Below are 22,218 nucleotides of genomic sequence, written 5' to 3'. Positions count from 1 at the left end.
ACCACCTTTAAGATTATTGTGAACCCTTCAATCCCCTTAAATGCTGCGGGATGCCAGTTCCCTGCTCTCCCCCTGCACCTCATTGAGAACTATCCTTATGGAATCATCGGTAATATAATATGTATTGTATGAATTAATATCTTTACCCCTGAGTTTGAGGGATGATACTGTACCTGCAGTTACAAAGAAGGTGTCTTCAACCCTCCAGGCGTGGGGTACATGTTTATGGCCTGATATCACAAGGTCAGCGGCGCCATTTATTATTGACTGGAGCACGTCACCGGCATCTGCAAGGACGTTCCTCTCACGCCCCGTCTTCGGTACGGGTATTATGTGGTGGTGGAGTGCTATGACAGTCCTGTGATTCCTCCTGGAGGCCTTTTCAAGTTCCTCCTCCATCCATATCTGCTGGGACCTGCCTATCTTCCCGTAGTCAAGGTCAGGTTCGCTGCTGTCAAGGCCTATTATGGTGAGGTCATCCAGTGTGAAGGTCCCCTTCCTGTAGGTGAAGACCTCCTCGAAGGTCTCATTACCAACGTGCCTTGCATCATGGTTGCCTGGGACAAATATGTGGGGCCCCCTGAGGTCCTTGAGGTACTCGGCGGCCTGAAGGAACTCAAGGTAGTATCCGTTATCTGTAAGGTCACCGCTGATTACGGTGACATCGGGTTTAAGGTTGTTTATCTGCCTTATTGCCTCAAGGAGTATGTCCTCCTTGAAATTGGGTGCGCCCACATGCAGATCCGAGATATGGGCAATTAAAATCATCAGCTCAACCTCATAATGGCCTCTGCCAGGTCCCCTCCTGTTTCCTCAAGGACCCTGACAGCGTCCTCACGGCTTGCACCGGTCTGGTTCATGACAAGTTCAATGTCATCCTCAGGTATCTCGGGTTTCTCCTCAAGGGAGCGTTCCTTTGCCTTACCTGTAACCTGATAGGTCTTCTGTCCCATGAAGTCCATCACGTTGACCTTGGGGTTCCTGATCACGATCTCCTTCTTCTTGAGTTTGATTACAACCTCTTCAACGCCACGAAGGTCCTTCATGTCCATTCCCATCTGCTTCATGGCCCTCTGCATCTGTTTGAGCTGCTTGGGGTTCATCCCCATTCCGGGTATCATTAAAATCCTCCTTTCCTTGTTTTAACAGCCTGGCCATAGTTGAGGTCCATCATCTCCTCGGCGCAGAGAAGTGCCCTGCCCGTGGCCAGGAGTTCGTCACCTGCACTGACAATTAGAACTTCATCACCCGCCCTTATATTGACATCACAGTCTATTATAAATTTTGCAAATATACTTTTACCATTCCTTGCGAAAGGCTCGGAATCCTCATTCACCACAACCCTGTTGGCAGGGTACCCTTTCCCCCTGTGGAGCCTCACCGCCCCCTCCGCTGAAAGTACGAGGAGGCCGTCGGAGGCCCTCATGGTGCATATGAGCTTCTCATTCGTGTAGATATGTCTTATCTTCCCTGTCTTCCTGCTCCTCTCAATCCTCACATCATCATCAAAGAGTGCTTCCCCTGCACCCTCACCGAACTGGTAATCTGCAATCATCCTTATCCTCCTGAGGTCATCCACCAGGACATCGGCCTCCCCTCTGTACCCCGATGGAAACTCAACACCCAGATCCCCCATCAGAGACTCCTCAAGGGCAATCTTATCCCGGAACTCCGTGATGAGTTTCCTCAGGAATTCCTCTGAGTCAAGGTCCCTTAAGAGGGGGGCATCATTCTGTGCAAGGGGGTAGACCTGGTCAAGTTCAAGGGGGATGATACCGAAGGGTATGTCCAGAAAGGCGAAGTTCAATGAATCATCATTAAGGGGTTTCTCTGAAACGTACTTCACCTTCCCTAAGGAGAGATTTGATGAGTATGGCTTCTCAGGGGCCCTCATGATGAGGGTGCCGTCCCTGAGGTTTTCCCGGACCCAGCTGATGTGCCTGTGGACCTCCACGCGTCCAAGGGACTCTGGCCCAGTGTAGAAGAAGGCTGACCTCTTTGATCTTGGCTCAAACTTCTCAATGAGGTCAGCGTATGCTGACATCCTCCTGTACCCGTCAAGGAGTCTTGGATGGGCCCTGCAGCGCTCCTCAACAAGTTCCATGAGGCTGCCGTCGTATACCGCCTGTCTGACCTTCCTTATCTCAGCGAAGCTCACATGGAGGTTGTGTTCTGCTATGAGGTTTCTTCTATCCTCCTTATCCATCCCCATGAGTTCCTGGGGCGTGTGATCCATGCATACACTGCATGAGCATGGCATCTCCTGCATGTTCTCAAGTTTATGGGTGCCCTCGGTACTGAGGAGTCTGTCATCCTCTGCATAGAGTATGTATGCTGCTGAATCAAAGAGGTCGCAGCCCATTGAAACCGCCAGGGCGAATATCATTGGATGGCCCGCCCCCATGAGGTGCCTGGGCCTTGATGGTGGAAGCTCTGAAACCGATGAGAGGACCGCGTCCACGAGTTCCCTGTAACGGTAGGACTCCATTAGGGGTACGACGGCGCCTATTGGGTGGACTTCAACCGGCAGCTCTGCAAGGCGTGATGCGCAGTAACTCCTGAGGTCCGGGTGTGTTGATCCCTGAACCACCGCATTCAGCATCATCCTCTCACGGTATTCAAGGGCCTCCTCTGCCCTCTGAAGTGTAACCTCCACCTCCTTAAGGGCCCTCCTGTGGCTTACCCCTGGGGGTGTGGGTATGTCAAGGGAGGTCCCTATATCTGTTCCTATCTCATCCTGGAACATCACTATCTCATCATTGGTTACATCTATCTCACCGTACTCTGAAAGCTGAAAGGAACCTGAATCTGTCACCACAGGCCCCTTGAAGTTTATGAGTTTATGTACACCATCCCTGAGGGCCTTCTCCCTCAGTTCAGGGTTCCTGTAGATTATATACGAGTTTGTTATTACTATCTCGGCTCCATGAGCCCCGACATCAATTGTCTGTTTTCCAGGGTGGATTACTGGCATGAGGGCCGGTGTTTTAACCTTCCCATGCCCTGTTTCCAGTACACCTGTCCTTCCAAGTCCATCCTTAGATTTTATCTCAAACATCAGCATCAGTCCATGAAAACGTTAATCACGTATATCCGTTTTAATTGGCACAGCTCAAAGTGCCATCACATATATCGGTTCCATACTCAAACATCACAGCTCAAATCTCAAACTTCAAGTATCTATTTCATATCTCAAACATCAGCTACCTCAAAGATCTTAATCATTAGGGTATCTGTTTCCATAGGTAAAAGGTATCATCTAATTAAACACCCATAACCTCTTCAAGTCTCCGTCTCATCATGATGATCCTCTCCCCTGAATTCAGGGGCCCTTTCTCCCCGCAGCCACATATACATTCAGGGGACTGGGGACATATAATGTAGCATGCCTCCCTCCCCATACTATCCATTATACCTGCCCTTTCAAGGTTTCTTCTGACTCTACGCCCGTTTCTGTCCTCAGGGACGTTCCTTCCAAGGTATAGGGGTGTTTTGACGGCGGATGATAGTCTGGTAAGGTTTCTTGCAGCCATCCTATCCCTCCTCCGAATCTCAATTATTTCATCAGGGGCCCGTGAGAGTTCCGGGTCCCTGAAGGGTATTCCCGCATCACTGAGGGCTATCATCCTCTCATCAGCCCACCCCAGTGGTGTCTTTATCATCTCAGGGTCATGGGATGCCAGCGTACCCCCCGACCTTCTACCGAATACCGGACCTCTGCCCACATAGAGACCTGCCTCAAGGAGGGCTGCCCTGAAGGGGGCTGCTGAGGTGTAGGTTGCAATGACACCATCAGATTTTAAGAGCTCCGCCAGTATGCTGATGAATTCAACCGTGTAGAGTTCAGGGGCCCTCATGGGACTGAATGCATCAAGGAATATTGCGTCGTAGGATCCTGCTTCAAGTTCAGCCACCACCCTCCTTGCATCATCATTGTGGACCCTGATATGGATATTCTTAGGGACCCCCATGGTGGTCCTCACACATACAAATCCCCTCTCTATAAGAAACTCTTCATAGGCGCTCCTTACGATTTCATGGGCCTCTATGGGGGATGGTACAAGGAGGGCTGCTGCCATTGTTTCAGCTGAGATCTCTACCATGTCCACCTCAACCTCCGATGCCCCAGTATGGTCAAGGAGGGCTGCTGTATTGTAGCCGAGGCCCGAGCAGAGGTCAAGGACCCTGATCCTCTCAGCATCACTGGGGACTGCTGGTTTCACGAATTTTTCAAGGGATTCTGTTATTGCGCCGCTCCTCGTGTGCATTGCCTCGCCACCTGGTGATGATTCAAGGGTCCATGAGCCATCAGGTGTCCTTATAAAGTCCCCTGAAATCTTCCTCCATGCATCCTTCCTCCTGCTGACACCATCCCTGCATTCAAGTTCAAAGTAGTCCCTGATGGATTCAAGGACATCCCTCCTTGGTGTTAATGGCTCCATGGTATAATCCACCATCTCAAATAATAGGGCATCAATATAAAGGACCCCAAGATACCTCCTCCAGAACCAGTAAAAAAGCTGGATGAACTAGATTCTGGGCCTGTAGTGTGAAACTGAAAATTTTATCCTGAACTCGGTCCCGTCACCAACGGATACCTCCAGGTCCCCATCGAGCTGGTCCACAAGTCCCCTTACAAGCTGCAATCCAAGGGAATCTGATTCCTCTATTATGAAGTTTTCCGGCAACCCTGCACCGTTATCTGCAACAGTAAGAGTATATTTATCATCACCTTCAAGTTTAATAAGGATTTCGCCCCTGCCCCTGAAGGCATGTTTAAGTGAATTGGTTATGAGCTCGTTTATTATGAGTCCCAGTGGTATGGCGGTTTCAATGGGGACATTCAGCCGGGCAATTTCAGTTCTGTATCCTATATCCTCTGACCTGTAACCGTCCATGATGGAGGATACCAGCCTCTCAATATAGGTTCTGATGTCTATGCTGCTGATGTCCTCCGATTCATAGAGGAGTTCATGGACCAGTGCCATGGAATGGATCCTCCTTTGAAGATCCCTGAGGGCTGTTTGATCTGCGGTGTTCGCTGCCTGGAGGTTTATGAGGCTTGAGATTATCTGGAAGTTGTTCTTGACCCTGTGGTGAACCTCCCTGAGCAGAGCCTCCTTCTCATGGATGGTACCTATGAGTTCATCCTCATACTGCTTCCTGATGGTTATGTCATCGCATATCATCACAATGTCGCCTGTTGAGATCCTGTAGACCTGGACCTCAAACCACATACCCCTATATTCAACCTCCTGGCAGTGAAGCGGTTCCCCTGTTTCCCTGACCTTCCTCAGGGCGTCCATGAGAACCGATCCCCCTATTCCCGGGAGGGCCTCCGCAACAGGGTCCCCCTTTATATCCTCACATACAGCACCCATCATCCTCTCTGCGGCAGGGTTCATTGCCGTGACCCTGAATTCCCCTGGCTCCAGGGCAACTATGGCGCTGTTCATGTTCCTGAAGAGTTCCCTGAATTTCTCCCTGCTTAACATGAGGGCTTCCTCTGCAATTTTATGTTCATGCACATCCCTTAACCCGAAGACATAACCCATGATATCACCATCATGATAGATGGGTCTATCCACGTATTCAAGCCACCGGTATGATCCATCAGGTCTCCTGAGCCTGAATGTCACCTTGTGACCCTCATTTTTTCTAATTATAAGTTCCCGGATCCTTTCCCTGTCATCGGGATGTACGTATTCAAGGAATTCCAGGGCTGAGAGGCCCATGAGATGTTCATAGCCGTAGCCTGTGACCTTTTCTATTGAGGGACTGAGGTATCTGAATCTGAATTCACTGTCAAATTCACCGAGGCCGTCTGCCATGTGCTCGGTTAGAAGTGTGAGTCGGTCCTCCCGTCTCCTGAGTTTCTCCTCCATCTCCTTTATCTGGCTTATATCGGATCCTGTGAAGATTATTCCCACATTCTGTCCCCGGTCATCATTTATGTATCTCGCTGAGACCACCACAGGTATCCTGGTGCCGTCATGGACCCTTATCATGGATTCAACGGTTGAATCAATCATCCAATCTATTCCATCGGACTCGAAGAGATCGCTGACCTTCATGCCCTGGAGGGACCTGAAACCCGTTATCCTCTCCGCTGAGGGGTTTGCATAATTTATATTCAAGTCATTATCTGCAATTATGAGGAAATTATTCATGGTCCTCACAATATCCTCTGCAGCGGTTCTGGGGCTCAGGATGGGTATCTTGAACCTCATAACACCATAGGCTATGATTAAAACACCTATGGCTGCTGCGAAGCTGGTGAGTGAAGGAACAATGTATCCTATGATTGGAAGGAAGAAATCCGTTGCAAAACCTGAAAAAATTGGTATCATGAGACCCATGAAGAGGTATAATGTCTCACCCCTCCTTGAGGCAGGCGCATCAGCATAAAATTTTGCTGTCAGAAGGATGGCAAGGACACCAACAGAGAATCCCCAGAGGGTTGCAAGATCATAGAGAATTTTGTCCTCAGGGACCATGAAGGTCCATCCCCATGGACTCATAACAGGGCCTCCACTTATGAGTGGTGTTAAAAGTTCAATGGCTGCTATGATAAAGGATGGGACGTAGACTGCAGTAATGGCCCATCGGTTCATTCTACCCGTGAATACAAGGACCGCGTGCAGTATAACCGGTATTACAAGTGGCCAGAGGAACCCCATCTTAACCCAGAAGTAGGCCATCTTGTAGGACTCTGCCAGGTAGAGTCCAAGGTCAGTCAGTGAAAGGTATGATATGAGTACAGCGAAAATAAAGAGGAGCCTGTTAAACCTTGAATCAGGGTTCTTTACAAGTATATAGATCCCTGATGCCAGTGAAATCACAAAACCAGCTACTGAGATAGGGGCCATGAAGCTCATCAGGATACCTTTCAAGACTTAATTATGTCATTATTTATTTTTTCATAGATATATAAGTAAACCATCCACACCAGAGTTTAAACAGTGTTACTCTCTTATCACCGGGAGTAGAGTTCCCCAAGAAACATGAAAGGCTGATAAATATTATAAAAATGAACTCCTAATAAAATGAATAACAGTATTAAAAGTGAATCCCATGAAAATACTTATAGTCTCGGACTTCTTTGTACCGCATTACAGTGGAGGAGGAGAAAGAAGGTACTTTGAGATAGCCAGAAGACTTGTTGAAAGGGGACATGAAGTTGATGTGATAACAATGAGAATTAAGGGTGTCCCTGACCACGAGAAAATCCATGGAATCAATGTTTATCACCTTGGACCCGAAATCCATGCCCCTCCTGTAAGATCATCCATTGACTTTATCAGGTTCATGTTGGCAGTTTTCATGTGGATAATTAGAAGAAAATATGATATAATCGACGCTCAGACCTATTCACCCCTCATTCCATCCTTTCTTGCTTCAAAGTTAAGGAGAATCCCCATGCTTGCAACGATACACGATGTGAGTTCAGAAGGTCATGATCAGTGGATCCAGTCTTCATGGATAGCATCTTTACTTGAAAGGATCCTCATGAGGCTACCATATAATGGTATAATAACCGTTAGCGAGAGCACTGCCTCGGCCATCAGGGGGTTCCATGGCAGAAAAAAAGATGATATCCATGTTCTGCCGAATGGTGTTGACCTTGACCTCATAGATTCTGTAAGGGCGGATGAAGATAACAGCATAATATTCGTGGGTCGCCTAGCCCCACACAAGCATGTTGACCACCTAATAAATGTTTTCAGGGGCCTCAGCGCTCAATTCAAAGACCTCAACCTCAGAATAATTGGGGATGGGGTGGAGCGAAACAGACTCCTGAAGATGGTGGAGGATCCTGGTCTGGGTGAAAGGGTTTCCTTCCAGCACAGCCTCAGCTACCCGGAGGTTATCTCCAATATTAAAGGATCAAAGGTGCTTGTACTGCCATCCACAAGGGAGGGATTCGGCATCGTCCTTGCTGAAGCAGGGGCCTGTCGTGTTCCAGCAGTTGCATACAAATCAGGGGGTGTGGTTGAGGTCATCAAGGACGGAGTTAACGGTTTCCTGGTTGAACCCCTCAACATGGAGGAACTCCATCACAAAATAAGGAAACTCCTTGAAGATGATAAACTGAGGGAAAAGATGGGTGAGAATGGAAGAAGAATAGTTGAAGAAAGGTTCATATGGGACATCATCGTTGATGGCCTTGAAGAAATCTACATGCAACATATATAGGGTGACACGATGCCATCCGCCTATGTTATAACACCTAACTATAATGGACTTAAATTCCTGAGAAACTACTTCAGGTCATTACTTGAACAGACATACTCTGATTTTCGTATAATATTCATCGATAATGCATCCTCTGATGGATCCGTTGAATTCATAAAAAATGATTACAGGGAATATGTGGATGAAAGGATAGTTCTAATTGAGAATGATGCGAATATTGGTTTCGCAGCCTCAAACAATCAGGGGATAAGACTCGCCATGTCCGACCCTCAATGCAAATATATTGTCTGTCTCAACAATGACACAGTCGTGGACAGGGATTTCCTCAGAAACCTCATCCTGATGGCTGAACAGATAAAAGATGCTGGCAGCGTCCAGGCGAAAATGATATGGGGCTCCAGACCCGACCTGATCGATTCAGCTGGACTTGAGTACTCCATTAATGGTCTTGGGTTTAACAGGGGCGCCTATGAGCCGGCTGAAAAATTTGAATGGGAAACAGAAATATTCGGATGCTGTGCTGGCGCATGTTTATATAAAAGAGAAGCACTTGAAGATGTTGAGGTCGACGGGGAATACTTTGATGAGGACTTCTTTGCATACTATGAAGATTTTGATCTTGCCCTGAGACTGAGAATGGCAGGCTGGAGCTCATGGTATGCCCCTAAATCCACTGTCTACCACCATAAAGGGGGTACAAAAACATTTGTAAGTGATTTTACGATTTATCACAACTGGAGAAATTGCACCTGGACCTTCCTGAAAAACATGCCTGCCTCGCTAATTATAAGATATATTCCATTTTTCTTGCTTTCTGAGGTGATTCAGGTACTCATAAACCTTAAAAGAGGGAAAACTATAATACTAAAAGCCAAGTATGATGCATACCGAAATCTGGGGAGAATTATCAGGAAAAGGAAAAATATAAAGAGGACCTATGAATCTAACCTAAAAGAATTCCTTAAACTGAAGTGGAGGGTGAATGTACCCAAAAACTGAAAAGTGATCTGATTTTTTCACATGCCTTTCACAAAGAAAAAGAAACCAACCTCAAAACCACACCTATCCAAAAGTGTATGTGGAACCGCTGAATGTATAAAATCGAACCCTGAAAAGCTGTGAATTAAACCACAGTAACACACTTTGCAAGGTTCCTTGGTTTATCAGGGTCTATTCCGCGCTCAACACTCACATAATATGATAGGAGCTGTAGGGGCACTATGTAGACCAGTGGTGATATAACCTCATCCACACCCGGATCCATGCCTATAAAGTCATCCACCTCATTCCTGAGTGAAGCATCATCCCTGCTGCCGACGCCTATGACCCTGGCTCCCCTTGCCTTAACCTCCTCAACGTTGCTGAGGGTCTTATCATGGCACGGCCCCGGGGGTGCGACTGCAACGACAGGGACACCATCATCTATAAGTGCAAGGGGTCCGTGTTTGAGTTCACCTGCAGCATAACCCTCACCATGGATGTAGGTTATCTCCTTAAGTTTCAGGGCACCCTCAAGGGCTGTTGGATATGAGAACCCGCGGCCTATGAAGAAGAAGTCCTCAGCCTCAGAGTAGGCCCTTGCCATCTCCCTTATACCATCCTCATCCCTGAGTATCTCCTCCATGATGTCAGGGACCCCCTCAAGTTTCTCAACCAGATCATCAAGTCCCCCCATGGCAGCCACAAGCATGTAGATGACTGTGAGCTGGCTCACATAGGTCTTGGTGGCTGCAACACCTATCTCAGGACCTGCCCTTGTATAGAGGACGTGCTGGGCCTCCCTTGTGGCCGAGCTTCCGAGGACGTTCACTATGGCAAGGGTCCTGGCCCTTGAGTTAGCCGCCCTGATGGCGTTGAGGGTGTCTGCTGTCTCCCCTGACTGGCTTATGAAGACCGCAAGGGTGTCCTCGGTGAGGGTCCTTACGGAGTAGTTGAATTCACTTGCAAGGATGACATCGGTGGGGATTCCAAGGAGGCTCTCAAAGAGGTACTTTCCTACAAATGACGCATGGTAGGATGTTCCGCAGGCAACAAAACACACCCTTTTAACCTCACCGATCTCACTGACGATCCTCCTGACATCATCCATTTCCATGAGGGTGTCCCTGACGGCCCCTGGCTCCTCATGTATCTCCTTAAGCATGAAATGGTCATAGCCGGCCTTCTCCGCCATCTCGGGGCTCCAGTCAATGACATGGATATCCTTTCTGATGATGTTGCCCTCCATGTCCCTGACCCTGATCTCCGTGTCGATGATGGCCATCTCACCGTCATCAAGGTAGATGACCCTGTCCGTGTGGTTGAGGATCGCCGGCACGTCCGATGCGAGGAAGTACTCACCATCCCCCAGACCCGCTATGAGGGGACTCTCCTTCCTGGCCCCTATGATCCTCCCGGGTTCCCTTGATGATATCACTGCAATGGCGTAGGCACCCCTGAGCTTCTTTATGGCTGTGGCTGTTGCGGCTTCAAGATCCATCCCCTCATCCATGTATTTCTCTATGAGGTGGGGTATGACCTCGGTGTCTGTCTCTGACCTGAACCTGTGGCCCTCTGCCTCCAGCTCCTCCCTGAGCTCAAGGTAGTTCTCAATTATGCCGTTGTGGACAGCAGCTATCTCCCCTGTGCAATCAGTATGGGGATGGGCGTTCTCAGAGGTTGGGAGTCCGTGGGTTGCCCAGCGTACATGGGCGATGCCCACTTCACCTGGAAGGTCAGCCAGGTCCAGCCTTTCATCCACCTCATCGATTTTACCGCTGTCCTTCTTGATTTTTATTGATGGGTCAGCCGTTGCAATACCCACAGAATCATAGCCCCTGTATTCAAGCCTCCTGACGCAGTCAAGGAGCACCGGGGCGGCCCTGCCATCCTTAAGTATACAAGCCACAATGCCACACATTATTTCACCCTAGAAGCATGATAAATATAAACTGAATCGTGATATAACTCTAATAAGATTTACACCTATATAAGTCTTAGACAATAAATTAAATTTAAAGACTTAACCCGCGGCCGCCGTGTCCGGGAGAATCTCTTAACCCCAAGTGATAATATGAATGTGAAGATTAAAGGTCTGCTCTACAGTGGTAAGGCAAAGGATATCCTGGAGACAGATGACCCTGAAGTTGTTGCCATACGATTCAGGGATGATATAACTGCAGGTGACGGTGAAAAGAAGGACACCCTGGAGATGAAGGGGTACTACAACTCCCTCATATCAGCCAAGATATTCGAGGTACTTGAGGATGCCGGTGTGGCAACCCAGTACCTTGAACTCCATGAACCCGGATGTATCCTCGCAAGGAGGCTTGAAATGATCCCCCTGGAGGTCATAACAAGGAACATTGCAGCCGGGAGCATAGTAAGGAGGTTTCCCTTCAGGGAGGGTCAGGAGTTCAGACCACCCCTCATCCAGATGGACTATAAGAGTGATGAACACGGGGACCCCATGCTCAACGATGACATAATACTGGCCCTTGGCCTTGCAACCCGGGAGGAACTTGATGAGATACGGAGCATAACCCTAAGGATAAATGATGTGCTTACAGAGTTCTTCAGGTCCAGGAGCCTGGTGCTCCCCGACTTTAAACTTGAATTTGGGAGGGACAGTAATGGAGATATAAGGCTTGGGGATGAGATAAGCCCCGACACCTGCAGGCTCTGGGACATGGCCACCGGAGAACCCCTTGATAAGGACATATTCCGTCGCGGAGAGTCAGGTGTGGTCAGCGCCTACCGGAGGGTTGCTGAGATGATCCTCGACCCCGAGGACATTGAAAGGTGGAAGGTCAAACTGTAGAAGGTGATTCATGTGAAATTTCATGTTGAGGTCAGGATAAAACTCAAGAAGGGAATGCTGAACCCTGAGGCATCAACCATCCAGAGGGCCCTGGCCCTCCTAGGATACAGTGTTGAGGATACAGACACCATTGACATCATAACCTTCACGGTGGATGAAGACAGCCTTGAGGCCGTTGAGAAGGAGGTTGAGGATATGTGCCAGCGCCTCCTCTGCAACCCCGTGATACATGACTATGAGGTCAGCATAAGTGAGATGGAAGGTTGAAGGATGAAAGTGGGAGTTATAAGGTTTCCAGGGTCCAACTGTGACCGTGACGTCTACCATGTCCTGGAACTGGCAGGGGCCGAACCAGAGTATGTCTGGTGGGATCAGAAGAGCCTCGGACACCTTGACGCTGTTATAATCCCCGGGGGATTCTCATACGGGGACTACCTCCGTGCAGGTGCAATAGCCGCGATAACACCTGTTATGGACGCTGTCAGGGACCTTGTGAAGGAGGAAAAACCCGTCCTTGGAATCTGTAACGGAGCCCAGATACTGGCAGAGGTCGGCCTGGTGCCCGGTGTATTCACGGTCAACGAGCATCCCAAGTTCAACTGTCAGTGGACAGAACTGAAGGTGAAGACCACAAGGACGCCCTTCACCCGTCTCTTCAGGAAAGATGAGGTTATAAGGATGCCTGTTGCGCACGCCGAGGGCAGATACTACCATGATAACATCCAGGAGGTCTGGGACAACGACCAGGTGATCCTCCAGTTCCATGGTGAAAACCCCAACGGCTCCATGGATGGTATAACAGGGGTCTGTGACGAGTCAGGGCTGGTATGTGCTGTCATGCCCCACCCTGAAAGGGCATCAGAGGCGATACTGGGATCAGAGGATGGATTCAAATTCTTCAGGGGTATCATGAAGATCTGAGGTGATACCATGGTCGTTTATCTTGTGGGTGCAGGGCCAGGAGACCCTGAACTCATCACACTTAAGGCCATCCGTGTCCTTGAAAGGGCCGATGTTGTTGTCTATGACAGGCTTGCAGGTGAGGAGATCCTTGAATACGCCCCTGATGACGCCAGACTCATATACGTGGGCAAAAAACCCGGCGAGCACCATAAAACCCAGGAGGAAATCAACAGGATACTGGTTGAAGAGGGAAGCAGACACGAGACCGTTGTAAGACTCAAGGGTGGAGACCCCTTCGTATTCGGGAGGGGTGGTGAGGAGATCCTGGCCCTCAGTGAGGCAGGGATAGAAACCAGGGTCATCCCCGGGGTGACTTCAGCCGTTGGCGTCCCGACATCAGCAGGACTCCCGGTCACCCACAGGGGCGTTGCAACATCCTTCACCGTGGTAACTGGACACGAGGACCCCACCAAACCCGAGAGACAGGTGCACTGGGACTACAGGGCGGACACCCTCATAATACTCATGGGTGTAGGTAACCTGCGTGATAACATGGAGGAGATCATGAAGCACCGACCAGGGGACACGCCGGTCTGTGTAATCGAAAAGGGCACGACAAGTGATGAGAGGGTCGTCTTCGGGACGGTCAGTGACATAGCAGATAAGGACATCAGGCCTCCGGGAATCATAGTCGTGGGTGAAGTGGTCAATGTCTACAGGAGAATCATTAACTCCATGGAACCATGAAGGAAGGGTGTGGGAGAGACTATATCCCGGCCAGAGGTGAGAGAGACCATGCCAGAAGAAAAACCATTAAGCCTAAAGGGTATGAGGGTCGCGGTGACAAGACCTGCTGAGAGGTCAGCAGAGGCTGTTAAGATAATAGAAGATGCAGGTGGGGTGGCGGTTGTGGCACCAACCCTTGAACTGAAACCCGCAGCCACAGAATCCCTCCTTGAGGTATGCCAGAGGGCATCTGAATGGGACTGGATCATATTCACCTCACCAGCAGCCATCGAATCCCTCCTTGAGGCCTGCAGCGACTTCCCCCAGAGGCTTAATGAGAAATGCATGGTGGCCGTCATAGGGCCAAGGACAGGGGATGTGGCCTCTGAACATGGCATGAGGGTGGACCTTCTACCGGAGGATTACACTGCAGAGGGCCTCCTTGATGCCCTCTCAGAGCATGAACTTAAAGGTAAGAGGGTTGCTGTTCCAAGAACACTCTCAGCAAGGAAGGTGCTCCCTGAGGGTCTTGAGGAGATGGGTGCTGATGTATTCGTTGCAGAGGCCTACCGTTCAACCCTGCCCTCTGACAGGGGCCCTGCAGACGAACTCATCGATGGTATAATCAGGGGTGAGGTTGATGCGGTGACATTCACAAGCCCCCTTACGGTTGAAAACCTCTTCAGGATCGCCGGTGACCGGAGGGATAAACTCCTAGAGTCCATGAAGGGGATACATATAGCAGCCATAGGCCCCATAACCCTAAGTAAACTCTCAGAGTACGGGCTGGATGCCCTGACACCCGGGAGGTACACCGTTAAGGACATGATAACCGAACTTGCAAGGGCAGTGAATCAGTGAAATGCATGGTATGAGGGATGATAGGATGATAATATGGCCAGCTTATATTGATTCCAGAAAGTCAAGGAGTGAAGGTCGCAGGATACCCCTGGAGGATTCGGTTGAGGCCCCCAGTTCCGGTGAGATACTGAGGGCGCTCAGGAAGCTCCAGCTGGATGCCCGGATGGAGTCTGATAAATCCTACCCTGCATCATGGTGGGAATCCTCTGGAAGGGTGATCGTTGAATATGATGGCAGGAAAAAGGACATCCTCCTTAAGGTTGCAAGGCTGATAAAATCCCAGAAGAAGAAAAATAAATAGAATGACTCCAGGACCATAATCCACGAAGTAGGGAGAGATAAACTAGATGGACATCCAACTGAAAAGAGGCTTCTCAAGGGCAAGGGAGATGATTGAATCCTCAGAGAATGTAACCGTCTACAGTCACACCGACTGTGACGGTATAAGCGCGGCGACAATACTCATGAAGGTCCTTGAGAGGCTCGGGAAGGACCATGAGATAAACATAATCAACATCAACGAGATACCCGACATCGAACCAGGACCCGACCTCACGGTCTTCGCAGACCTTGGATCCGGTCAGAGAATCCAGGACATGATGAGGTCAGGCTCCAGGATACTTATACTGGACCATCATCCCCCCCTGAGGAAGAAGGACTTCACGGCACCGGCAGGTGAGCTACTGGAACTTAACCCCCTATTCTATGGTATGGACGGCTCAACCCATATCTCAGGTGGGGGAATGGCATACCTCCTTGCAAGGGAATTCGGTTACCGTGACCTGAGCTGGATCGGGCTCCTTGCAGCCGTGGGCGACATGCAGAACATCACCGAGGGTGCTATGGTTGGCCTCAACAGGGAGATACTCCATGACAGCATGGAGGCCTGTGTTGAATCATGGAAGGACCTCACCATATACGGGAGGCACACAAGGCCCATCGTGAATGCACTCTCATACTTCGGTGACGTGACCCTCCCAACAACCAACAACCCCAACGAGTGCATCGCAAGGCTCAGGAACCTCGGGATACCCCTTACGAATGGGGACTCCCAGAGGAGGCTCTGTGACCTGACAGATGAGGAGAAGAAGAAGCTCTTCAGGGAGATATATCAGATGATGGTCAACGAGGTCCCTGAAAGGTACCAAAGGTATATCCCGAGGCTCATACTGGGGGAGATCTATGAGCTGAGCTCTGAGGAGAAGTACAGTCCCTTCAGGGACCTTACAGAGTTCTCAACTGCGGTGAATGCCTGCAACCGGAACCATGAATGGGAGCTTGCGGTTGAGATCATTGGAGGTGACCGTGAAGGTAACCTTGAACGCCTCCAGGAAGTCCTGAGGGACCACAGGGCCTACCTTGCAGAGACAATGGAACGTATCATCCACGACGACCTCATAAGGAGCATGGAGAACCTCCAGTACTTCCACGCCCCTGATGTGAAGGTGTCGGTGACAGGGACAATCGCCGGCATGATACTCAGCTACGGTGACTGGAGAAAACCCATGATAGGTTTCAGTGAAACAGGAGACGGCCTTAAGGTTTCACTGAGGTGTTCACGTCTCCTTGCATTTGACGGCATCCACTTCGGTTCAATCATAAGGAAGGTTGCTGGTAAGGTGGGGGGTAGTGGCGGTGGCCATGCAACGGCCTGCGGCGCCTACATCCCTGCTGAAAAGGATTCGGAATTCCTTAGACTATTTAACAGAGCCATAGAAAATGAGAAGGTGAATAAATGAGGGCTTTCAGGAAGAAAGGGGATCTTACACGTTTTCAGGTGCTTAATGAAATAGCCCAGAACCAGCCCTATGTAAGGCAGAAGGACATTGCAGATAAGCTCGGGATAACCGTCCAGGCCGTGTCCGAGAACATAAAGGGCCTTATAGAGGACGGGCTTGTGGAAGCCGGCGGCGGGAGATCCCATTACAAGATAACCAAGAGGGGTGTTGAGAAGCTGAGATCTGAGGCGATGGCCCTGAGGAAGTACGCCGATGACGTGCTTGAGGCCATGAGCTCCTACAGGTCCGTGTGGCCGGCCATTGCATGGGAGGACCTCCGTGAGGGTGACCATGTGGAGCTCTTCATGGAGGGCGGGACACTCTACGCCCGTAGGAACGGGGATGGTGAGGCCTACGGTGTGGTCCTCCATGATGCCAGTGAGGGGGAGGATGTTGCCCTCTATGACCTTGGAGGCCGAATAAAGCTTGAAAGGGGGAAGGTCACCGTTGTCATCCTCCCGGGGATAGCCGACGGTGGCTCAAGGATGGTGGACCTTGAAAGGCTTAATGAAATATTAAAGGACAAGTACGACCGTACCGGTATAATGGGGACGGTTTCAAGGGCAGTTGCAGATAAACTCAAACTTGATGTTGACTTTGAATTTGCAACTCCCCATGCAGCCCTTGCAGCCGCTAAGAGGGGGCTTAACGTCCTTGTGCTTGCTGTTGGTAAGATGAGCCGCAGCATAACAAAAAAACTTGAGGATGAGGGTATAGAGTACTCCATTGAGGATGTCAGGAAAAAGGAATGATGTTATCAGGAAAAATCAGAGCCTGTAAACCTCATCAGGAGGCACCAGGCGGATTCCTGCATCCCTTAAAGTCCCTTCAAGGGTTTCAAGGTCCTCCGCACTCATGAAGAGTATGGCCTTATCCTTCTTCTCATGTACAAATGCATATATGTAGTCCAAGTTTATGTCAGAATCCTTCAGGACCTCCAGGATGGATGCAAGGCCCCCTGGCCTGTCATCCATCTCAACCGCAACAACCTCCTTCATTTTGACAACAAAGCCCCTCTCCCGAAGAACCTCTGCAGCGGTTTCTGGTTCGGGTACTATGAGTCTGAGTATCCCGAATTCAGACGTGTCTGCAAGTGAAAGAGCCCTGAGGTTTATACCAGCATCTGCAAGTGTGCTGAGGGCCTTCCACAGTCTTCCCTTCTTGTTCTCAAGGAATATTGATATCTGTTTAACCTTCATAGAATCCACCTTAAAGATTCCCCTTATCTATAAACTGTTCAACAACCACAGGATCACCTTAACTAAAGCTTCCTCTTATCTATAACCCTCACAGCCTTTCCCTGGCTTCGGGGTATGGTTCCTGGTTCAACCAGGGTAAGTTTAACCCTGAGACCTATCTCGTTCTCTATGAACTCCTCAATCCTGTTTCGTGTCTCCACCATTTTCTTTATATCATCTGAGAAGAGCTCCGGTGAAGTCTCAACCCGGACCTCCATTTCATCCATGAGGTGTGGCCTTGTAACTATGATCTGATAGTGGGGTTCGAGTCCATCTATCTTAAGGAGGGCCTTCTCGATCTGTGATGGGAACACTGCCACTCCACGGACCTTTATCATGTCATCCACTCTTCCGGTGATCCTTGATATTCTTGCAAGGGTCCTTCCGCAGCCGCATGGTTCATAGTCAATGGAGGTTATGTCCTTTGTCCTGAACCTGATGACCGGCATCCCAACCCTTGTGAGGGTTGTGAGTACCAGTTCTCCGCGTTCACCGGGTCCCAGCCTCTCACCATTCCCATCTATTATTTCAGGTAAGAAGTGGTCCTCTGCAATGTGAAGGCCGTTCTTCATGCTGCACTCCATTGCAACGCCGGGTCCCATGATCTCTGTAAGGCCATAGATGTTGAATGCAGGTGCCCTGAACCTTCTCTCTATCTCGGCCCTCATCTCCTCTGTCCACATCTCGGCCCCGAAGCCTATGGCCTTTATCTTTGATTTTTCAGGGTCAAATCCCTCCTCCTCTGCAATTTCAGAGAGGTAGAGGCCGTAGGAGGGTGTGAATATCAGTACCGTGGTGCCGAAGTCCTTCATTATCTCTATCTGTCTCCTTGTCTGGCCCGTTGAGATGGGGATCACCGTTGCACCTATCTTCTGTGCACCGTAGTGTACGCCGAATCCTCCTGTGAAAAGGCCGTAGCCGTGGGTGTTCTGTATAACATCGTCCTCGGTGAGGCCCATCATTGTAAGCCCCCTGGCAACCACCTCACTCCATATTTCAATGTCCTCCCTTGTGTAACCTGAAACCACTGGTTTTCCGGTGGTCCCTGATGATGTGTGGACCTCAACTATTTCACTCCTTGGAACGGCGAACATTCCAAAGGGGTAGACCTCCCGCAGATCATCCTTTGTTGTGTACGGGAGTTTAACTATATCTTCAAGGGTTTCTATGTCCTCGGGGTGGACGTTGTTCTCATCAAACTTCTCATGGTAGTAGGGAACGTTCTCGTAGGCCCTCTTCACGGTATCCTGAAGTCTTTTAAGCTGCAGTTCCTCGAGTTCATCCCTTGATATGCATTCCATTTCCCTATTCCAGATCATTCGAATCAATCCTGAATCAGTGCAACTGTAATGGTTTATGGTGCCCCTGAAAATAAATCTTACCCCGGGCCATAAGATCCCCAGGAGTATGGATCCCCTAAAAATGAACCATAAAAGACAGGTAGGGTACAGTTAAGCGCCCTGAAAGTGCCCATCAAAAAAAAGAAAGTTTTTTATTAAAAGAGGTCCTCGAAGCGCTTTTCAACTTCCTTCCAGTTGACTATGTTCCAGAAGGCTTCAACGTAGTCGGGCCTTACATTCTTATAGTCAAGGTAGTAGGCGTGCTCCCACACATCAAGGACCATTATGATCCTGAAGTGGGGTATCACGTTGACATTGTGTTTCTCTACCTGCATTATGAACAGCCTGTCGGTCCTCTGGCAGTAGGTCAGAACGGCCCATCCTGAACCCTCTGCACTTATAGCTGCCTGTGAAAACTCCTTCCTGAACCTTTCAAAGCTTCCGAAGTCCTTTTTGATGTATTCCGCAAGTCTTCCTCCGGGTTCCCCTCCGCATTCAGAGGCGGGTCCCATGTTGCCCCAGAAGAAAAGGTGCAGTACGTAGCCCCCTACGTGGAATGAGAGTTCCTTGAGGGCTGCCTTGATGTCCACCTCTGAGTCGTTCTCCCTTGCCCCGTCAAGTTTCCTGAGGAGTGCGTTGGCACCATCAACGTAGGCCTGGTGGTGCTTCTGGTGGTGCACCTTCAGCTGCTCCTCTGATATGTAGGGTTCAAGGGCATCATACCCATATGGCAGTTCAGGTAGTTCATAGAATTTTTTTCTCCATCATATCACCCCCATCATATTTCCCGGTGGCAGAGCCACCAGTCATAGCATTCGTATTCCTCCTTCCTCTTCCTTGCGGTTTCAACATCAGAGGCAGGAGGTACTATTACGCGTTCACCTATCAGCCCGTTATCAGGCCAGTTGGCGGGTGTTGCAACACCCTCCTCGTCTATGACCCTGAAGGCCCGGATCATCCTCAGGATTTCAGGGATGTTCCTTCCAAGTTCCTGTGGATAGTAGAGTATGGCCCTTATGATCCCCTCAGGGTCCACCACGAAGACGGCCCTCACCGTGTTTGTGGGCCTTGCAGGGTGTATGAGTCCCAGGGTGTCTGCAACCCTCCCTGTGTCTGCAATAACAGGGAACTCGATCTCAACTTCAAGGTTTTCCCTTATCCATTCGATCCATTTTATGTGGGAGAAGACCTGATCAACGCTCAGGCCCACAAGTTCACATTCCATCTCCCTGAGTTCAGGGTATGCCTCCTGGAATGCCAAAAACTCCGTTGTGCATACCGGTGTGAAGTCTGCAGGATGGCTGAAGAGGATGAACCAGCGTCCACTGAATTCCTTGGGGAGCTTCATCATCCCGTGGGTTGTCTGAACCTCCATTTCAGGGAACCTGTCACCTATGAGGGGCATCCCCCTCCCCTCTTTCTTTATCTTTCTGAGTTCGTATATCTTCTCACCCATAGATTAACCCCCATCATTCATCTGCTGATTATCCTATATATCCTTTTCTGTTTGTTTTTGTTCCCATAGATTAACCCCCATCATTCATCTGCCGGTTGGTTATAGACTCGCTGGCCCAGTTCAGAGTCCAGCATGAGGAGTGCGCTTGGTGAGTCCGCTGCAAGGCGTACCTTCTGGAGGACCGCCCCTGCAGATTCCTCCTCCTCAACCTGTTCAGCCACAAACCACTGGAGGAAGTTGTTTGTTGCATGGTCCCTCTCAGAGACCGCCAGGTCCACCAGGTCGTTTATGAGTCCGGTGACCTTCCTTTCATGTTCAAGGACGTGCTTTGACACCTCAAGGGGGGACTCCCATTCGAAGGGTGGTTTCTCTATCTCATCAAGGACAACCCTGGCCCCCCTCTGGACCAGGTAGTCGTAGAACTTCATGGCATGGGAGAGTTCCTCCTGTGCCTGTACGCGCATCCAGTTTGCAAATCCTGGCAGGTCTGAGGCCTCATAGTAGGCTGCCATTGCAAGGTAGAGGTATGCTGAGTAAAGCTCAGCGTTTAGCTGCCTGTTAAGGGCCTCCTGCATACTTTCACTTACCAAAATATTCACCCCCTAATTCACTTATCTTAAGTGCAAGTTCATCCAGTCCCTCAAGGTCTTCATCCCCTGGAAGGCCCTTCACAAGGACCGGGTCAAGGTATTCAAGGTTAAGGCGGGAGAGTATGCCCTTAACCTCAGATTCAATCCGGGTGCCCCATCCATAGGATCCTACGACTGCGGCGTACTTTATGGGCGGCCTCATGGCGCCTGTAAGGTAGAGTGCTGCTGCAATCTTAGGGTGGGGCCCGGTGAGTACCGTTGGTGATGCTATAACAAGGAATGATGCATCCACCAGTTCCGTTAAAAGTTCACCGGAGTCTGCTGATGCAACGTTTAGGGGTCTCACACTGACATCATGCTCCATGAGGGCCTCTGTGAGTCTTGATACCATTATCTCGGTGCTCCCATGCATGGTGACATGGAGTATGACCGTCTTTCCTGAGCCCCCTGAGGACCAGTGGCTGTAGGCATCCATTATCATCCCGGGCTCCATGATGAGGGGTCCGTGGGATGGTGCGATGATGGATATGTCAAGGTCTGATATCTTCCTGAGGTTGGACCGGACCATCTGAGGGAAGGGCATCATTATATGGGCATAGTACCTTCTGGCCTCCCTCAGGATTTCTCCGGGTCTTTCCTCCATGAGCTCTGATGTTGCAAGGTGGGATCCGAAGAAGTCGCAGCTGAAGAGTATTCCCTCCTCCTCAAGGTAGGTTACCATGGTGTCCGGCCAGTGGACCCATGGCGTTACCCTGAATTCCAGGGTCTTATCCCCGAGGGAGAGCTTCTCACCGTCCTTTATGGCCCTCATATCCCCTCTGAAGTCCAGGAGATTCTCAAGGAGTTCAAGGCATGGTGCGGTTCCGAGAACCTCAGCATCAGGGTACCTTTCTATGAGTTCAGGGAGGGCTCCTGAGTGGTCCTGTTCTGCGTGCTGTGATATTATGTAGTCTGGTTCCACTCCCACCGAATCAAGGTTTTTAAGAAGTTCCCCTGCCCTTGAGGGCTCGGTGGTGTCTATGAGTGCTGATGCACCGCTTCCCCTTATGAGGTAGGAGTTGTAGCTTGTACCCCTGGGGATCTCCACGAGTTCATCGAAGGTCCTGCGATCCCAGTCAACCGTGCCAGTATAGTAGACCCCGTCAGCTATCCTTTTGACGGTCATTTAATCCATCTTCTTGAACTGGTCCTTTCCAACGCCGCACACAGGGCATACCCAGTCGTCGGGGAGTTCCTCAAAGGGTGTTCCTGGTTCTATACCTGAATTCGGGTCTCCCTCTTCAGGGTCATAGATGTAACCGCACATCTGACACACGTATTTATCCATTCAG

At 49.9% G+C, this 22,218-nt stretch carries 23 protein-coding genes; 10 read left to right on the top strand and 13 right to left on the bottom strand.

The annotated features are described in order from the left end of the window. Positions 1-36 precede the first annotated feature (36 nt). From N5910_RS03140 to N5910_RS03120, 5 genes are all read right to left on the bottom strand, one after another. On the bottom strand, positions 37-768 hold the full coding sequence (locus tag N5910_RS03140) for a metallophosphoesterase family protein (protein ID WP_074358678.1): 732 nt from the start codon (positions 766-768) through the stop codon (positions 37-39). After that, positions 768-1,121 (bottom strand): nascent polypeptide-associated complex protein, encoded by a 354-nt coding sequence (locus N5910_RS03135; protein ID WP_074358677.1) that lies wholly within the window; start codon positions 1,119-1,121, stop codon positions 768-770. The genes N5910_RS03140 and N5910_RS03135 overlap by 1 nt, the downstream gene beginning before the upstream one ends. Continuing rightward, positions 1,121-3,058 (bottom strand): tRNA guanosine(15) transglycosylase TgtA, encoded by a 1,938-nt coding sequence (gene tgtA / locus N5910_RS03130; protein WP_261599873.1) that lies wholly within the window; start codon positions 3,056-3,058, stop codon positions 1,121-1,123. Before tgtA ends, N5910_RS03135 begins: the two co-directional genes overlap by 1 nt. Before the next feature lie 205 nt (positions 3,059-3,263). Next, positions 3,264-4,442 carry an MnmC family methyltransferase gene (locus N5910_RS03125; RefSeq protein ID WP_261599764.1) on the bottom strand — a complete coding sequence of 393 codons (1,179 nt, stop codon included), beginning with the start codon at positions 4,440-4,442 and terminating at the stop codon, positions 3,264-3,266. 87 nt (positions 4,443-4,529) lie between these two features. After that, a complete protein-coding gene (locus N5910_RS03120; RefSeq protein WP_261599763.1) occupies positions 4,530-6,878 on the bottom strand; it encodes a PAS domain S-box protein in 2,349 nt (782 codons plus the stop codon). A 196-nt stretch (positions 6,879-7,074) separates the two neighbouring features. Between N5910_RS03120 and N5910_RS03115 the strand changes: the two genes are divergently transcribed. Together N5910_RS03115 and N5910_RS03110 are read left to right on the top strand one after the other, a co-directional pair. After that, positions 7,075-8,196, top strand: a complete 1,122-nt coding sequence (locus N5910_RS03115) for a glycosyltransferase family 4 protein (RefSeq protein WP_261599762.1) — start codon at positions 7,075-7,077, stop codon at positions 8,194-8,196. A gap of 9 nt (positions 8,197-8,205) precedes the next feature. Next, the gene (locus N5910_RS03110) at positions 8,206-9,195 is read left to right on the top strand and encodes a glycosyltransferase family 2 protein (RefSeq protein ID WP_261599761.1); all 990 of its coding nucleotides are present in this window, start codon (positions 8,206-8,208) and stop codon (positions 9,193-9,195) included. A gap of 124 nt (positions 9,196-9,319) precedes the next feature. Here N5910_RS03110 and glmS read toward each other — a convergent pair whose 3' ends face one another. Continuing rightward, positions 9,320-11,095 (bottom strand): glutamine--fructose-6-phosphate transaminase (isomerizing), encoded by a 1,776-nt coding sequence (gene glmS / locus N5910_RS03105; protein ID WP_261599760.1) that lies wholly within the window; start codon positions 11,093-11,095, stop codon positions 9,320-9,322. A gap of 153 nt (positions 11,096-11,248) precedes the next feature. Between glmS and purC the strand changes: the two genes are divergently transcribed. The 8 genes from purC to N5910_RS03065 are packed head-to-tail and all read left to right on the top strand — an operon-like array spanning position 11,249 to position 17,015. After that, the gene (gene purC / locus N5910_RS03100; protein WP_261599759.1) at positions 11,249-11,995 is read left to right on the top strand and encodes a phosphoribosylaminoimidazolesuccinocarboxamide synthase; all 747 of its coding nucleotides are present in this window, start codon (positions 11,249-11,251) and stop codon (positions 11,993-11,995) included. 12 nt (positions 11,996-12,007) lie between these two features. Beyond that, a complete protein-coding gene (gene purS / locus N5910_RS03095; RefSeq protein ID WP_074358668.1) occupies positions 12,008-12,262 on the top strand; it encodes a phosphoribosylformylglycinamidine synthase subunit PurS in 255 nt (84 codons plus the stop codon). A 3-nt stretch (positions 12,263-12,265) separates the two neighbouring features. Next, positions 12,266-12,916: a phosphoribosylformylglycinamidine synthase subunit PurQ gene (gene purQ, locus N5910_RS03090; protein WP_074358667.1), complete on the top strand. Its 651-nt coding sequence runs from the start codon at positions 12,266-12,268 to the stop codon at positions 12,914-12,916. A 9-nt stretch (positions 12,917-12,925) separates the two neighbouring features. Beyond that, positions 12,926-13,645 (top strand): uroporphyrinogen-III C-methyltransferase, encoded by a 720-nt coding sequence (cobA, locus tag N5910_RS03085; RefSeq protein WP_261599758.1) that lies wholly within the window; start codon positions 12,926-12,928, stop codon positions 13,643-13,645. Between the two features lie 48 nt (positions 13,646-13,693). After that, a complete protein-coding gene (locus tag N5910_RS03080; RefSeq protein WP_084531163.1) occupies positions 13,694-14,485 on the top strand; it encodes a uroporphyrinogen-III synthase in 792 nt (263 codons plus the stop codon). A 10-nt stretch (positions 14,486-14,495) separates the two neighbouring features. Continuing rightward, positions 14,496-14,786, top strand: coding sequence for a signal recognition particle subunit SRP19/SEC65 family protein (locus tag N5910_RS03075; RefSeq protein ID WP_074359722.1), 291 nt, complete (start codon positions 14,496-14,498; stop codon positions 14,784-14,786). Positions 14,787-14,832: 46 nt separating this feature from the next. Continuing rightward, the gene (recJ, locus tag N5910_RS03070) at positions 14,833-16,224 is read left to right on the top strand and encodes a single-stranded-DNA-specific exonuclease RecJ (protein WP_074358665.1); all 1,392 of its coding nucleotides are present in this window, start codon (positions 14,833-14,835) and stop codon (positions 16,222-16,224) included. Further along, the gene (locus tag N5910_RS03065; RefSeq protein ID WP_074358664.1) at positions 16,221-17,015 is read left to right on the top strand and encodes a DUF7839 domain-containing protein; all 795 of its coding nucleotides are present in this window, start codon (positions 16,221-16,223) and stop codon (positions 17,013-17,015) included. Before recJ ends, N5910_RS03065 begins: the two co-directional genes overlap by 4 nt. Positions 17,016-17,030: 15 nt before the next feature. On the opposite strand, the gene N5910_RS03060 is transcribed toward N5910_RS03065, so the two are convergent. The 7 genes from N5910_RS03060 to rd all read right to left on the bottom strand — a co-directional run bounded on the left by N5910_RS03060 (position 17,031) and on the right by rd (position 22,214). Then, positions 17,031-17,462, bottom strand: a complete 432-nt coding sequence (locus N5910_RS03060; RefSeq protein WP_261599757.1) for an ACT domain-containing protein — start codon at positions 17,460-17,462, stop codon at positions 17,031-17,033. A gap of 62 nt (positions 17,463-17,524) precedes the next feature. Continuing rightward, positions 17,525-18,820 (bottom strand): phenylacetate--CoA ligase family protein, encoded by a 1,296-nt coding sequence (locus N5910_RS03055; RefSeq protein WP_074358662.1) that lies wholly within the window; start codon positions 18,818-18,820, stop codon positions 17,525-17,527. Between the two features lie 176 nt (positions 18,821-18,996). Continuing rightward, on the bottom strand, positions 18,997-19,575 hold the full coding sequence (locus tag N5910_RS03050) for a superoxide dismutase (RefSeq protein ID WP_074358661.1): 579 nt from the start codon (positions 19,573-19,575) through the stop codon (positions 18,997-18,999). A gap of 44 nt (positions 19,576-19,619) precedes the next feature. Beyond that, positions 19,620-20,297: a peroxiredoxin gene (locus N5910_RS03045; protein ID WP_074358660.1), complete on the bottom strand. Its 678-nt coding sequence runs from the start codon at positions 20,295-20,297 to the stop codon at positions 19,620-19,622. An 80-nt stretch (positions 20,298-20,377) separates the two neighbouring features. Next, the gene (locus tag N5910_RS03040) at positions 20,378-20,887 is read right to left on the bottom strand and encodes a ferritin (RefSeq protein WP_074358659.1); all 510 of its coding nucleotides are present in this window, start codon (positions 20,885-20,887) and stop codon (positions 20,378-20,380) included. Further along, positions 20,877-22,052 (bottom strand): FprA family A-type flavoprotein, encoded by a 1,176-nt coding sequence (locus N5910_RS03035; protein ID WP_074358658.1) that lies wholly within the window; start codon positions 22,050-22,052, stop codon positions 20,877-20,879. Before N5910_RS03035 ends, N5910_RS03040 begins: the two co-directional genes overlap by 11 nt. Next, positions 22,053-22,214, bottom strand: a complete 162-nt coding sequence (gene rd, locus N5910_RS03030; RefSeq protein ID WP_074358657.1) for a rubredoxin — start codon at positions 22,212-22,214, stop codon at positions 22,053-22,055. Positions 22,215-22,218: the final 4 nt, after the last annotated feature.

Source organism: Methanothermobacter wolfeii (assembly GCF_025397995.1).
GTDB classification, from domain to species: Archaea; Methanobacteriota; Methanobacteria; order Methanobacteriales; family Methanothermobacteraceae; genus Methanothermobacter; species Methanothermobacter wolfei.
The sequence above is the reverse complement of the archived record's forward strand: the minus strand, read 5'-3'. Positions and strand labels throughout refer to the sequence as shown.